We start from the raw sequence: 13,346 nt of genomic DNA, 5'->3' as shown, positions 1-13,346 counted from the left end.
CGGTGTTGGCAGGATCATTGTGGGAGCGGGCTTGACCCGCGAAAGGGCCGCACAGCGCGGCCCCAACAAGAATAATACGGTTGGAGCCGGGCCATGTCCGAACTGCGTCAACAATGCTTGTGGGAACACGTCAGCCAGCCGACCGTCGCCGCCCAGACCCTGGCCGGTGAGCACAAGGCGGATGTTTGCATTATCGGCGGCGGCATAACCGGCCTGTCGGCGGCCATTCACCTGCTCGAACAGGGCAAGTCGGTGATCCTGCTGGAGGCTTGGAAGATTGGCCATGGCGGCTCCGGTCGCAACGTCGGCCTGGTCAACGCCGGCACCTGGATCCGCCCCGACGATGTCGAGGCGACCCTCGGCCAGAAGCAGGGCAGCCGCCTGAACAAGGTGCTCGGCGACGCGCCTGGCGAGGTCTTCGCCATGATCGACCGCCTCGGCATCGACTGCCAGGCGCAGCACAAAGGCACGCTGCACATGGCGCACAACGCCACCGGCATCGCCGACCTCGAAGCCCGCCATGAACAGTGGAGCCGGCGCGGCGCCGATGTGCAGTTGCTGACCGGCGCTCAGTGTCAGGAATACTGTGGCACCGACAAGATTTCCGCCGCGCTGCTCGACCGCCGCGCCGGCACCATCAACCCCATGGGCTACACCCAGGGCCTGGCCGCAGCGGTTGTGCGCCTGGGCGGCAAGCTATTCCAGCAATCGGCCGTCGAAGGGCTGGAGCGCGACGGTGACGCCTGGCGGGTCAAGACCGCGAGCGGTTCGGTGCGTGCCGACAAGGTGGTGATCTCTACCGGCGCCTACACCGAAGGTGACTGGAGCAACCTGCAGAAGCAGTTCTTCCGCGGTTACTACTACCAGGTGGCTTCAAAACCGCTGCACGGCGCTGCGGCTGACAAGGTTCTGCCCCACGGCCAGGGTTCATGGGACACCCGCACCGTGCTCAGCAGCATCCGCCGCGACGACCAGGGCCGCCTGCTGCTCGGCAGCCTTGGCCGGGTCGACAACAAGCCGGCGTGGTTCGTGCGCAGTTGGGCTGATCGCATTCAGAGCCATTACTACCCGGAATTGGGCAAGGTCGAGTGGGAGATGCACTGGACGGGTTGCATCGACTTTACGCCAGACCACCTGATGCGGCTATTCGAGCCGGCGCCTGGGTTGGTTGCGGTGACCGGCTATAACGGGCGGGGCAATACCACGGGGACAGTGATCGGCCGAGCGTTTGCCGAGTTCTTGCTCAAAGGTGAAGCAGACAGCTTGCCGATTCCGTTCTCGGCGATGACCGGGGTGAGTGCGCCGTCGTTGCGCACGGCGTTTTACGAGTCCGGTTTTTCGCTGTATCACGCGGGGCAGTGCTTGAGAGTTGTGTTGTAACGACTGGCCTCTTCGCGGGGCAAGCCCGCTCCCACAGTTATCCGCACAACCTGTGGGAGCGGGCTTGCCCCGCGAAGAGGCCATTACAGGCAACAGATTACTTGTGTAACCAGCTGAGAAACCCGCCTTTCTTGACCAATGTCGGCTTCTGCAACAACAACGATTCCCGGCTCTGACGCCTGAACCGCTGCAGCTTGCTCAACGCCGTCTGCACTTCACCACGCTGGACCAGACAGCTCTTCACCTGCTCCTTGTCGATGCGATATAGCACGCAACTGGTCAACGTGCGGAACTCGGCAAACGAGTCATCCTCATCGATGATGCCCTCGATCCCCAGTACTTCCCCCGGCCCCATGCGCCCGGCCTCCAGCAACTTGTCGCCATCGCGCACCGACGCCGAAACCACGCCGCTGCCAATCACCAACAGGTGATCGGAATGCTCGCCCACGCCCAGCACCACCTGGTCGGCCAGGTATTCCACGGCGGTCATGCGCTGGCTCAACGCATCGCGCTCCTCAATGCTCAGCGAACGGAACACTCGCACCTCATCCAGCACCTCGCGCTGGCGACTGCGCGGCGCCATGGCCAGGTCGACATTCCACATCACCCCGCTGGCTTCCAGGTGCCGGTGGGCCAGGTCGAACAGCTGATTGCGTACTTCGGTCTTGCGCGCGACGTCGGCGATAAAGCCGCTGGCCTCGTACTCCACCGACTCCAGCGTCGAGGTTTTCACCGACACCTTGGGCGCAGGCGAAAGGAGCAGGGCGCTGGTGCCTTGCAGGGCTTTTTCCAGCGCGTCGAACACCCGTCTGGGGCGCACCTTGGCGGGCACCACCACGCTGATCGATACGCCGTGCCGGTCAGCCGGGCGGCTATGGTTGAGCAGCTTGGCCTTGGCCGCCACCGAGTTGGGGATCACCGCCAGGCTGCCGGTGCCGGTGATCATCCGGGTGGCGCGCCAGTCGATATCCACCACCTTGCCCTCGGTGCCATCGATGGAAATCGAATCGCCAATCTGATACGGCCGCGTGGTGTTCAGCACGATGCCGCTGAACACGTCGGCCAGGGTGCTTTGCAACGCCAGGCCGATGACGATGGCCATGACCCCGGAGGTGGCCAGCAGGCCCTTGACCGGCAGCTGCAAGACATAGCCTGCGGCGGCCACCACGGCGACCAGGAAGATCAGCGCCCCCAGCACATCCTGCAGCAACCGCCCGCCATGGCTGCCACGCGCCACCAGCAGCAGGCCGAACACCACCGTCACCGTGCGCGCACCGAACAGCCACCAGCCGATCGCCAGCACTGTCGCCATCAGGTTGCGTGACACATCGTCGACCCAAGGTGGTGGTTGCAGCGGGCTCATACCGGCGGTCACCAGCACCCAGCTGAACAGCAGGAAGATCGCCAGCCGCGCGCCGATGCGCCAGGCGCGGCGCTGGATGGGGATGAGTTGCCAGAGGATGAGGTCGAGCAGGATCAGGGTGGTGCCGAGCAACAACGGGGAGGACTGGATGAAGGCCAGCATGATGGTCTCGGGGGTGAGGGGGCTGGGGGTAGTAATAAAGCAGGTTGGGCAGGCAAGCAATGGGTGACTGAATTGGCCCTTTCGCGGCTAAAGCCGCTCCCACTGCGACGGTGCCGTGGGAGCGGCTTCAGCCGCGAAAGGGCCGGTCCAGATACACAAAATCCATCGTTCCTAAAACAGAACGCTAAAGCCAAAAACCACTATCTACCGCTCAAAAGGTGATGGTTTTAATCTTCTCCCATCAACGCGAAACACCCAACTTACTGAACATCAAAACCCTTAGGAGCACGACCATGACCAACTTCAAATACAACCGCCTGAACAAAGACGACGCCGCCGTTCTGCTGGTCGACCATCAGGCTGGCCTGCTGTCCCTGGTCCGCGACATCGAGCCGGACGCGTTCAAGAACAACGTGCTGGCCCTGGCCGACCTCGCCAAGTTCTTCAACCTGCCGACCATCCTCACCACCAGCTTCGAACAAGGCCCCAACGGCCCACTGGTGCCAGAGCTGAAAGAATTGTTCCCGGACGCCCCCTACATCGCCCGCCCAGGCCAGATCAACGCCTGGGACAACGAAGACTTTGTCAAAGCCGTGAAAGCCACCGGCAAGAAGCAGCTGATCATCGCCGGTGTGGTCACTGAAGTGTGCGTCGCCTTCCCGGCCCTGGCTGCCCTGGAAGAGGAGTTCGATGTGTTCGTGGTGACCGACGCTTCCGGCACGTTCAACGCCATGACCCGCGACGCCGCCCACGACCGCATGAGCCAGGCCGGCGCGCAATTGATGACCTGGTTCGGCGTGGCCTGTGAGCTGCACCGTGACTGGCGCAACGACGTCGAAGGCCTGGCCGCGCTGTGCTCCAACCACATCCCCGACTACCGCAACCTGATGACCAGCTACAACGCCTTCAACGCCAACAAGTAAGCCGAGCCCGGGGCACCGCCAGTCGGTGCCCGCCCAGGGCAGCACACCCATCCAATCCTCCGCCCGTCCGCCGTTGCACAGTGGATGCGGGCAAGCTCATCCCAAGGAACGCCGATGAACACCGCAATCCAAGACAACCGCGAAGTAGTGACCGTATGCCTGCAACACCAGGTGCTCGACAGCCCGCTGGGCACACCGGCAGCACAACCGCCACGCTGGAAGCAGGCGCTGCTGACGTATCTGGTGATCTGCCCGATGACCATGGTCATTCCGCAATTGCTGGCGCCGCTGTTCGCGCGCTTCCCGCAATTGGGCGGGCCGGTCACCGGCAACCTGATCGTCAACCTGTTCGTCATCCTGCCCGTGGTGTTCTACATCATGCCGTGGGTTACACGCCGCTGCGCCAACTGGCTGCGTGGCTGAGCCGAGACAGGCTGCACAACACCTGATCAAGGCTAACCTTCACCCACCGCACATCCATGCAATCCCGGCCAGGCTGGAACCGGCATGCTCCACCGTTGCGCCTGCCGCCTCACATAGACGGAGAAGACCATGTCCCAGGACCCCAACGACAACAGCCGTCGCCAGTTCCTCGCCAAGAGCACCGTGCTCGGTGCCGCTGGCGCGCTCTGGTCGGCACTGCCCTTCACCGGCTCCGCCGGTTCCGCCCACGCATCCATCCAAGGAGGTTCCATGACCGCCGACCTGATTCTGTTCAACGGCAAGCTGCACACGGTCGACCGTGAAAACCCCACGGCCACCGCCGTCGCCATCAAGGACGGCCGCTTCATTGCCGTGGGCAACGACGCCGAGGCCATGGCCCACAAGGGCAGCGCCACGCAGATCATCGACCTCAAGCAGCGCACGGTGATCCCGGGCCTGAACGACTCGCACCTGCACCTGATCCGCGGCGGCCTGAACTACAACCTGGAACTGCGCTGGGAAGGCGTGCCGTCAGTGGCCGATGCCCTGCGCATGCTCAAGGACCAGGCCGCACGCACGCCAACCCCGCAGTGGGTGCGTGTTGTCGGTGGCTGGAACGAATTCCAGTTCGCCGAAAAACGCATGCCGACCCTGGAAGAAATCAACCAGGCCGCGCCCGACACCCCGGTGTTCCTCCTGCACCTGTACGACCGCGCACTGCTCAACCGCGCCGCACTCAAGGCTGTGGGCTACGACAAGGCCACGCCGAACCCGCCGGGCGGCGAGATCCAGCGCGACAAGTTCGGCAACCCGACCGGCATGCTCATCGCTCGCCCCAATGCGATGATCCTATACGCCACCTTGGCCAAAGGGCCGAAGCTACCGCTGGAATACCAGGTCAACTCGACCCGCCAGTTCATGCGCGAGCTCAACCGCCTGGGCCTGACCAGCGCCATCGATGCCGGCGGCGGCTATCAGAACTTCCCGGACGACTATTCGGTGATTCAAGAGCTGGCCGACAACAACCAGCTGACCGTGCGCATCGCCTACAACCTGTTCACCCAGAAGCCCAAGGAAGAGCTGGACGATTTCAAGAAGTGGACCTCCAGCGTCAAGCTGCACAGCGGCACCGACTTCCTGCGTCATAACGGTGCTGGCGAGATGCTGGTGTTCTCCGCCGCCGACTTCGAGGACTTCCTCGAACCGCGCCCGGACCTGCCGCAAACCATGGAAGAAGAACTTGAGCCGGTGGTCCGCCATCTGGTCGAGCAGCGTTGGCCGTTCCGCCTGCACGCGACCTACAACGAATCGATCACGCGCATGCTCGACGTGTTCGAGAAGGTCAACCGCGACATCCCGTTCAACGGCCTGCCGTGGTTCTTCGACCATGCCGAGACCATCACCCCGCAGAACATCGAACGCGTTCGGGCCCTGGGCGGCGGTATTGCCATTCAGGACCGCATGGCCTTCCAGGGGGAATACTTCGTCGACCGCTACGGCGCCAAGGCCGCCGAGCAGACCCCGCCAATCAAGCGCATGCTCGAGATGGGCGTGCCGGTAGGTGCCGGTACCGACGCCACCCGCGTCTCCAGCTACAACCCGTGGACATCGCTGTACTGGCTGGTCAGCGGCAAGACTGTCGGTGGCATGGAGCTGTACCCGCAAGGCCTGGACCGCGACACCGCGCTGCAACTGTTCACCCAGGGCAGTGCCTGGTTCTCCAGCGAGCAGGGCAAGAAGGGCCAGATCAAGGTGGGCCAGTTGGCCGACCTGGCGGCACTCTCGCTGGACTTCTTCAGTGTCGAGGAAGAGGCGATCAAGGGTATCGAGTCGGTGCTGACCATCGTCGACGGCAAGGTGGTATACGGCGCTGGCGAGTTCGACAGGCTCGGCCCACCGCAAGTGCCGGTGCTACCCGAATGGTCGCCGGTGGCCAAGGTGCCAGGGCATTGGCGCGTCGGTACGCCGTCGTTGGCGGCGGCGGTGCACGTGTGCAGCGGCCCATGTGGGGTGCATGCGCACAGCCATGACACGGCGCGCAAGTCGAGCGTGCCGGTGAATGACTATCAGGGTTTCTGGGGGGCGCTGGGTTGTTCCTGCTTCGCTTTCTAAGCGGATTCGAAGCAGGCCCCTTTCGCGAGTAAGCCCGCGAAAGGGGATAAGCCCGTTAACAGGCTGTCAATCAAATTCGAAGTCCGGCTGACAATGGCCAGCCGGCGTCGGATAAGTGCCTGCCGGGCATTCAATGGATGGCGGTGGGAACTGTGCGTAGGCAACCTGCGCCATTCCGGCGGTGGCCAGCAGTGCAATCAATGCGATCTTCTTCATGGTGATTTCCTTAGGGTATGGTTGGCGTTGCCCGAGAAATCCTATGCCTGCCCTGTCCAGTGGGCTTTAGCCAAAGTCCGCTGGATCTTTCAGAAGCATGAGCCCTTATTGTGGGAAATCTCATGCAATTAGCACACTGACCGTGGTCGCCAATCGGTCCTCTCTTCAGCCATTTGTCACCAGCCACCTTTGAGTGGGTACTCGATGATCAGGTAGATCCGGTCGATGTCATCGCCAGCCTGAGCTTGGTTGGCGCGATGGCTGACGTGGGCGATCGACAGGCTGAGGTCTTTGGTCGCGCCCGACTGCACGACGTATTTCATCTCGATATCGCGTTCCCAGTGCTTGCCACCCTGGCCTTGCTGCTCGACGTAGACGCCGTTGGCCGGAGCATGGGTGCCATCGATATCGCGGCCGCTGACGTAGCGGCCCATCAGGCTCAAGCCGGGGGCGCCGAAGGTCGTGAAGTTCAGGTCGTAACGCAGTTGCCACGACGCTTCGCCGGGGCCGTTGAAATCGGCGTACTTGATCGCGTTGGCCAGGTAGATCGAATCGCCGCCGACGAAATCGAACGGGGTGTCGCCTTCCACTTTCTGGTAGGCCAAAGTCAGCGCCTGGGCGCCGAAGCTGTATTTGGCCAGCAGGCTATAGGCTAGGGTGTCGATAGCGCCGGCGCTGGCTTCGCCCGTGTCGCGGGTCCTGTAGAGGTTGCCATCCAGGTGCCAGTTGCCTTCGGCCAGGTTCAGATTGAGATAGGCCTGGCGCCAGGTGTCTTGTAACTCGCCGGTATACAGCGAGCCACCGAATACGTCACTGAATGCGTAGGTAGCACCGGCCAGGCTGATGGCGCGGCCCTGGGTGGTGGCGCCGTAGCCGCTGAAGTCGTCGTGGGTCGAGCTGTTGTCCTGGTTGTTGAATGCGGTGAAGCGGCCGGCCTGCAGGCGCCAGTCGGGCAGGTCGGTGCTTTCAACGAACCAACCGCTGGCGTACTCCGGGTGCAGGCGTTTGTCACCCGTGTCGAACACCGGAGTCTCAACGGTCATTTCGCCGTAGCGCAGTTGGGTATTGCCCAGGCGCAGCTTCAGGGCGGCGCCGGCGCTGGAATAATCCGACTCGGCGCGGCCATCGCTGTCGCGGGGCAGCAGGCCGGTGCCGGCATGGCCACGACCGCCGTCGAGCTTGAGGCCGAGGAAGCCGTGGGCGTCAATGCCGACACCGACGGGGCCTTCGGTGAAGCCCGAACGGAGTTCGCCGATGAAACCCTGGGCCCATTCCTGGCGGTAATTCTGGCCGCTGGCGGACGGGTGGCGGAAGTCGCTGTGCAGGAAATAGTTGCGGCTGAGCAGCGACCAGCCGGGTTCTTCTGCCTGGCTGAGTGCCGGGCAGAGGGCGAGGGTGGCGAGCAGGGCGCGGCCTGGTCCGTGGGTGGCGCGGATCATGGGGGCTCCGGGATGAATGATCCGGGAGTGTGGGGTTACGAAAGGACAGGGTCTTGTAAGCGTGTGCTGGCTGGGGATCTGCTGTGCCTGTTGCGGCCTCTTCGCGGGGCAAGTCCGCTCCCACATGTACTCCGCTCAGACTGAATGTAGCGGTGAATCTGTGGGAGCGGGCTTGTCCCGCGAAAGGGCCGGAACTGACAGTAACCGACTCAAGCCATGTCGCTGATGGCGAATTCCTCTGCCAGGTGATCGATCAGCGAGCGCACCGACGGCAACAACCCGCGCCGTGACGGGAAGATCGCATGCACGATGCCGCAGCGTGGATGCCAATCGGGGATCAGTTCCACCAGCCGTCCGGCCGCCAGGTCTTCGCGCACTGCAACCCGCGGCAGATGCGCAATGCCGACCCCGGCCACGACGAAATGGCGCAGCGCGAACAGATCGTCGGTGACCATGCGCGGTGTGTGCGGGATGACGATGCTGCGGCTCATGTCCTCGCCCTGGAACAGCTCCCACTGGTACTCACGCTGGGCGCTACCCCAATGCACGCTGGGCAGCGTGCCGAGCAGTTGCGGGTCAAAGCCTTCGGGCAGTTGTTCCAGGTATTGCGGTTGGCCCACCAGGCATTGGGTACTGTTGCTCAGTACCTTCATCACCATGTCGGTGTTTTCAAGCGGCGGGAAGCGCACCCGCAGCGCCACGTCGAAACCTTCGTGCAGCAGGTCGACGCGGCGGTTGGTGCTCTCGATGAACAGTTCCACCTGCGGGTACTTGAGCATGTAGCGGGTGAGCATCGGCCCGACCCAGGAATTGAGCAGGGTGGTCGGGCAGCTGATGCGCACCAGGCCGCGCGGTTCGCTGCGGTTGCGCTCGATGATCTCCGCCGCGCCCTCGGCCTCCACGCGCATGGCCAGGCAACGGTTGTAATAGGCCTGGCCAATCTCGGTCAGCGAGCAGTGCCGGCTGGTGCGGTGCAGCAGGCGCACACCCAGGCGGTCCTCAAGGTCGGCGATGCGCCGGCTGAGTTTCGACTTGGGCATGTCCAGCGCCCGCCCGGCCGGCGCGAAGCCGCCGTGCTCTACCACTTGGGTGAAGTAATAGAGGGAGTTGAGGTCTTCCAATGATCGTTCTCCAGATGGAACGCTAAAGGCAATTTTCGCCGTCTACCGCTGCTAAGGTGAAGATTTTAATCTGTGCCCATCAACGCGAAACACCCCAGATTGCTGAAAACTTCATAAACCTTAGGAGCACAGACCATGAGCAAATTCACCTACAACCGCCTGAACAAAGATGACGCCGCCGTACTGCTGGTCGACCACCAGGCTGGCCTGCTGTCGCTGGTGCGTGACATCGAGCCGGACAAGTTCAAGAACAACGTGCTGGCCCTGGCTGACCTGGCCAAGTTCTTCAACCTGCCGACCATTCTCACCACCAGCTTCGAGCAAGGCCCGAACGGCCCGCTGGTCCCAGAGTTGAAAGCACTGTTCCCGGATGCCCCCTACATCGCCCGCCCTGGCCAGATCAACGCCTGGGATAACGAAGATTTCGTCAAGGCGGTGAAGGCCACTGGCAAAAAGCAGCTGATCATTGCCGGTGTGGTGACCGAGGTGTGCGTGGCGTTCCCGGCGCTGTCGGCGTTGGAAGAAGAGTTTGACGTGTTCGTGGTGACCGATGCTTCCGGGACCTTCAACGAAATGACCCGTGATGCGGCTCATGACCGCATGAGCCAGGCGGGTGCGCAGATGATGACCTGGTTTGGTGTAGCTTGTGAGCTGCACCGCGACTGGCGCAATGACGTGGAAGGGCTGGCGGCGCTGTGCTCGAACCACATCCCGGATTATCGGAATTTGATGACCAGCTATAACGCCCTTACTGCGGGTAAGTAATAGCTAACAAGCTTTAAGTGAAAAGGCCGGTTCCCTCTGTGGGAGCCGGCCTTTTTTTGTTGGTGAGCCGGCCCTTTCGCGGGATAAACCCGCTCCCACAGGCACAGCGCTCAACCAGAGAGCGGTGATGATTCCAGTGGGAGCGGCTTCAGCCGCGAAGGGGCCAGCACAGACCACATCAATTCACAGGCTGTGACTCAATCCCATTCAGCAAAAGCCTCGACCACGCCTTCAGCCATTTCTACGGCATTGAGATTGCTCCAGAACAGACTCTTGCCTGTTTCATCCAGATGCTCAAGCGCTTTATAGCCAGACTCGTATGCACCGCGCAGGTATTGCGCCACATGTACCAAGGCATCGTGGGCAGGGACGTAGGGATTGACGGAGAACAGGGGTGGATGGCCAGCGCCGCAGCGGTCGAAAGCGCGGTGGGCTGTGGATGGTAGGGGCGGATCTGGAACAATCTTTTTCATAGTCAATTTCCGATAGAGATTGACCGGCACCGTCCGTTTCCACGCGAAGGGTGGCGGCTGTACGCGGGGTGGAAAGCCAGGCTATCGGAACCCCGGCAGGCCATTCGGCCTCCCGCGCACAGCTGCCATATCGACAGCCATTCCAATAGCACCTCCCGGGTTTCCACACCCGATCGCTGAACCGACAGCGACCGGGTCAGCCTAGAGAGCAGGCCTTCCCCGGACAATCAGACGGGCGTCGACACGGTTTGTAGGGTAATTCCTCAGGCACTTCGATTGCGTAGGAATTGGTCAGAAAAACAGTAGGACACTGCTGAAGCTCGGGTTATCGGATCTAGCTATGACTTATCTCTCTTTTGGGAAATGTCTGACGCCAAGAACGGATGGCATAAAGGCGCCAAACCGGGAAGCCAAGACCAAAATAGGCAACCCGGAAATGCTTCAGGAATACGTCGATGAACCTCCCAACAGCAAACTTGAAAAGTGTAAGGCTTGGCCTTACACTCGATTTCACATGATCAAGAGTTTCAGGCACAAGAGCCTGAGGCTTCTTCACTGGCAAGGCGATTCATCAGGTGTGCGCGCAGACCATGTTGCTCGCTTGCGGCGTTTGCTCGCTTCTCTTGAAATTGCACAAACGCCTGCAGACATGAACCGTCCTGGTTACCGTCTTCATTCCTTGCAGGGAAAGCTGGATTGCTTTTGGGCAGTGAATGTTTCGGGGAACTGGCGTCTGGTGTTCCGCTTCGTTGGAACCGATGTGGAGCTCGTCGATTATCTGGACTACCACTAGGAGGCATGAGTCATGCCCATGTTCGATCCTCCCCATCCTGGGGAGTCCTTGCGAGAAGACGTGTTGCCCGCCATTGGCATGAACGTCTCTGAGTTGGCTCGCCACCTGGGCTATTCTCGGGGGCAGTTATCCACCGTGCTCAATGGGCGCGCCGCTATTTCAGCTGATCTTGCTTATCGTCTAGAGTTGGCAGGCCTTGGTCCTGCTCGGCAGTACCTTGCCGAACAGGCAGCCTACGATCTGTGGCAGGCCGCGCACCGTGAGCATCCTCAAATAGCGCGGCTGGTGCTCGCCTGATCAATCAATCCGCATCCGAATCAAACAACCGCTCCAACTCCACCCGCGCCTCCTTCGCCGTCTGCATCACCTTGGCCCGATCGTCCCGCACCTGCCCCTGCGCCTCCAGCACTTCCTCATCATGCTGGGTGAACCGTGCGATGCGGTCCGCCGCCTGTTCACCGCTCAACCCCAGCCCAACCAGCGCCCGCCGGCTCATCTCCAGGCTCGAATAAAACGTCTCACGAATCGGCTCCGCACCCACGTCCACCAACTTGTGCACATGCTGCCGGTTACGTGCACGGGCCAGCACTTTCAGGTGTGGGTACAGGCGCTTGACCCGCTCCGCCGTGCGTGTGGTGACTTCCGGGTCGTCAGTTGTGATCACGAAATACTCCGCCTCGCCAACCTTGGCCGCATGCAGCACCTCGGGGCGCAGCGGGTCGCCGTAGAACACCGGGGCCTGTTCGAACATGCGGGTCATCTCGATGGCGTCCACCGAGGTCTCCAGTGCGACGAAGGGAATTTTCTGCGCACGAAGGATGCGCGAGACGATCTGGCCCATGCGGCCCATACCCACGATCACCACTCGCGGGGTGCCGGCATCGATGCTCTTGTATTGCTCGGGCACTTCACGCGCCGGTTGCGGGCGCTTGAGGGCGCGGGCGCAGCCGAGCATCAGCAGCGGGGTGATGGCCATCGACAGGGTGATGGTCATCAGCAGCAGGTCGTAGGTCTGGGTGTCGAACAGCCCTTGGTCCTTGCCCAGCTTGAACACCACGAAGGCGAATTCACCACCGGCCGCGAGCACCATGCCCAGGCGCAGGGCGCTGGCGCTGTTGAGGCCACCGGCCAGGCGGCCGACGCCGATCAGCAGCGCGAGCTTTACCCCCACCAGCAGCAAGGTCAGGCCCAGCAGCACCCACGGCATTTCCAGCAGCAGGCTGAGGTTGGCGCCCATGCCGACGCTCATGAAGAACAGCCCCAGCAGCAGGCCTTTGAAGGGCTCGATCTGCGACTCCAGTTCATGCCGGTATTCCGAATCGGCCAACAGCAAACCGGCGAGGAAGGCACCCAACGCCATGGAAACGCCAGCTTCTTCCATCAGCCAGGCGGTGCCGATCACCACCAGCAGCGCGGTGGCGGTGGACACTTCCGGCAAGCCGGTGCGGGCGACGATGCGAAACACCGGGCGCAGCAAATAGCGACCACCGACGATCACCACGGCAATGCTGGCGAACACCTTCAGGCCATGCTCCAGGCTGTCACCCTGACTGGTGTCCGGGCCACTGGCGGCCAGCAGCGGAACCAGGGCGATCAGCGGGATCGCGGCGATGTCCTGGAACAGCAGAATGGCGAACGCCAGGCGACCATGCGGGGCATTGAGCTGCTTGCTTTCGGCCAGGCTCTGCAGGCCCAGGGCGGTGGACGACAGCGCCAGGCCCAGGCCGACCACGATGGCTGCCGCCAGCGATTGACCGAAGCCGAACAGGGCGATGGCGCCTATGGCTGCGCCGGTCAGCAGCACCTGGGCGGTACCCACGCCAAACACCGACTTGCGCATCAGCCACAGGCGTTTGGGCGACAGTTCCAGACCGATGATGAACAGCAGCAGGACCACGCCAAGTTCGGAAATGTGCGCCACGCTCTCGGTGTCGCGGATCAGGCCCAGCGCTTGCGGGCCAATGGCCACGCCGGCCAGCAGGTAGCCGATCACAGCCCCCAGCTGCAGGCGTTTGGCCAGGGGAACGGCGAGGACAGCGGCGAACAGGAAGATCACCGCAGTTTGCAGAAGGCTGCCTTCGTGTGGCATTGGCTCGTACTCCATGAGCTGCCGGGGCAGCGTTTGAACAGTGTGGCGGACAATTCTGGGGATTGCGGGCGGTTAAGACAATCAGGC

General features: G+C 62.4%; 12 protein-coding genes and 1 pseudogene. 7 read left to right on the top strand and 6 right to left on the bottom strand.

Annotation, left to right across the window (positions count from 1 at the left end):
- Positions 1-93 precede the first annotated feature (93 nt).
- Positions 94-1,380 carry an NAD(P)/FAD-dependent oxidoreductase gene (locus ACIPZF_RS17125; RefSeq protein WP_400801473.1) on the top strand — a complete coding sequence of 429 codons (1,287 nt, stop codon included), beginning with the start codon at positions 94-96 and terminating at the stop codon, positions 1,378-1,380.
- A gap of 97 nt (positions 1,381-1,477) precedes the next feature.
- Here the strand turns inward: ACIPZF_RS17125 and ACIPZF_RS17120 are convergent, their stop codons facing one another.
- The gene (locus ACIPZF_RS17120; protein WP_400801471.1) at positions 1,478-2,905 is read right to left on the bottom strand and encodes a mechanosensitive ion channel domain-containing protein; all 1,428 of its coding nucleotides are present in this window, start codon (positions 2,903-2,905) and stop codon (positions 1,478-1,480) included.
- Between the two features lie 293 nt (positions 2,906-3,198).
- On the opposite strand from ACIPZF_RS17120, the gene ycaC (ACIPZF_RS17115) reads away from it, so the two are divergent.
- From ycaC (ACIPZF_RS17115) to ACIPZF_RS17105, 3 genes are all read left to right on the top strand, one after another.
- A complete protein-coding gene (gene ycaC / locus ACIPZF_RS17115) occupies positions 3,199-3,828 on the top strand; it encodes an isochorismate family cysteine hydrolase YcaC (RefSeq protein ID WP_400801469.1) in 630 nt (209 codons plus the stop codon).
- Between the two features lie 114 nt (positions 3,829-3,942).
- On the top strand, positions 3,943-4,251 hold the full coding sequence (locus ACIPZF_RS17110; protein WP_400801468.1) for a hypothetical protein: 309 nt from the start codon (positions 3,943-3,945) through the stop codon (positions 4,249-4,251).
- A gap of 129 nt (positions 4,252-4,380) precedes the next feature.
- Positions 4,381-6,363, top strand: coding sequence for an amidohydrolase (locus tag ACIPZF_RS17105; RefSeq protein ID WP_400801467.1), 1,983 nt, complete (start codon positions 4,381-4,383; stop codon positions 6,361-6,363).
- Positions 6,364-6,429: 66 nt separating this feature from the next.
- On the opposite strand, the gene ACIPZF_RS17100 is transcribed toward ACIPZF_RS17105, so the two are convergent.
- The 3 genes from ACIPZF_RS17100 to ACIPZF_RS17090 all read right to left on the bottom strand — a co-directional run bounded on the left by ACIPZF_RS17100 (position 6,430) and on the right by ACIPZF_RS17090 (position 9,139).
- Positions 6,430-6,579, bottom strand: coding sequence for a hypothetical protein (locus tag ACIPZF_RS17100; protein WP_400801466.1), 150 nt, complete (start codon positions 6,577-6,579; stop codon positions 6,430-6,432).
- Between the two features lie 176 nt (positions 6,580-6,755).
- Positions 6,756-8,018 carry an OprD family porin gene (locus ACIPZF_RS17095; RefSeq protein WP_400801465.1) on the bottom strand — a complete coding sequence of 421 codons (1,263 nt, stop codon included), beginning with the start codon at positions 8,016-8,018 and terminating at the stop codon, positions 6,756-6,758.
- 209 nt (positions 8,019-8,227) lie between these two features.
- Complete coding sequence (locus ACIPZF_RS17090; RefSeq protein WP_400801463.1) at positions 8,228-9,139, bottom strand: LysR substrate-binding domain-containing protein; 912 nt, start codon at positions 9,137-9,139, stop codon at positions 8,228-8,230.
- A 135-nt stretch (positions 9,140-9,274) separates the two neighbouring features.
- Here ACIPZF_RS17090 and ycaC (ACIPZF_RS17085) point away from each other — a divergent pair, with 135 nt between their 5' ends.
- The gene (gene ycaC / locus ACIPZF_RS17085) at positions 9,275-9,904 is read left to right on the top strand and encodes an isochorismate family cysteine hydrolase YcaC (RefSeq protein WP_400801461.1); all 630 of its coding nucleotides are present in this window, start codon (positions 9,275-9,277) and stop codon (positions 9,902-9,904) included.
- Positions 9,905-10,082: 178 nt separating this feature from the next.
- On the opposite strand, the pseudogene ACIPZF_RS17080 reads toward ycaC (ACIPZF_RS17085), so the two are convergent.
- Positions 10,083-10,377, bottom strand: a pseudogene (locus ACIPZF_RS17080) (DUF3077 domain-containing protein).
- A 514-nt stretch (positions 10,378-10,891) separates the two neighbouring features.
- Between ACIPZF_RS17080 and ACIPZF_RS17075 the strand changes: the two are divergent.
- Positions 10,892-11,170, top strand: coding sequence for a type II toxin-antitoxin system RelE/ParE family toxin (locus tag ACIPZF_RS17075; protein ID WP_400801606.1), 279 nt, complete (start codon positions 10,892-10,894; stop codon positions 11,168-11,170).
- A gap of 12 nt (positions 11,171-11,182) precedes the next feature.
- On the top strand, positions 11,183-11,467 hold the full coding sequence (locus ACIPZF_RS17070; RefSeq protein WP_400801459.1) for a HigA family addiction module antitoxin: 285 nt from the start codon (positions 11,183-11,185) through the stop codon (positions 11,465-11,467).
- 4 nt (positions 11,468-11,471) lie between these two features.
- Here the strand turns inward: ACIPZF_RS17070 and ACIPZF_RS17065 are convergent, their stop codons facing one another.
- On the bottom strand, positions 11,472-13,259 hold the full coding sequence (locus ACIPZF_RS17065; protein ID WP_400801457.1) for a monovalent cation:proton antiporter-2 (CPA2) family protein: 1,788 nt from the start codon (positions 13,257-13,259) through the stop codon (positions 11,472-11,474).
- Between the last annotated feature and the right edge of the window lie 87 nt (positions 13,260-13,346).

Source organism: Pseudomonas sp. NPDC089752, from assembly GCF_044748725.1.
Taxonomy (GTDB): domain Bacteria; phylum Pseudomonadota; class Gammaproteobacteria; order Pseudomonadales; family Pseudomonadaceae; genus Aquipseudomonas.
The sequence above is the reverse complement of the archived record's forward strand: the minus strand, read 5'-3'. Positions and strand labels throughout refer to the sequence as shown.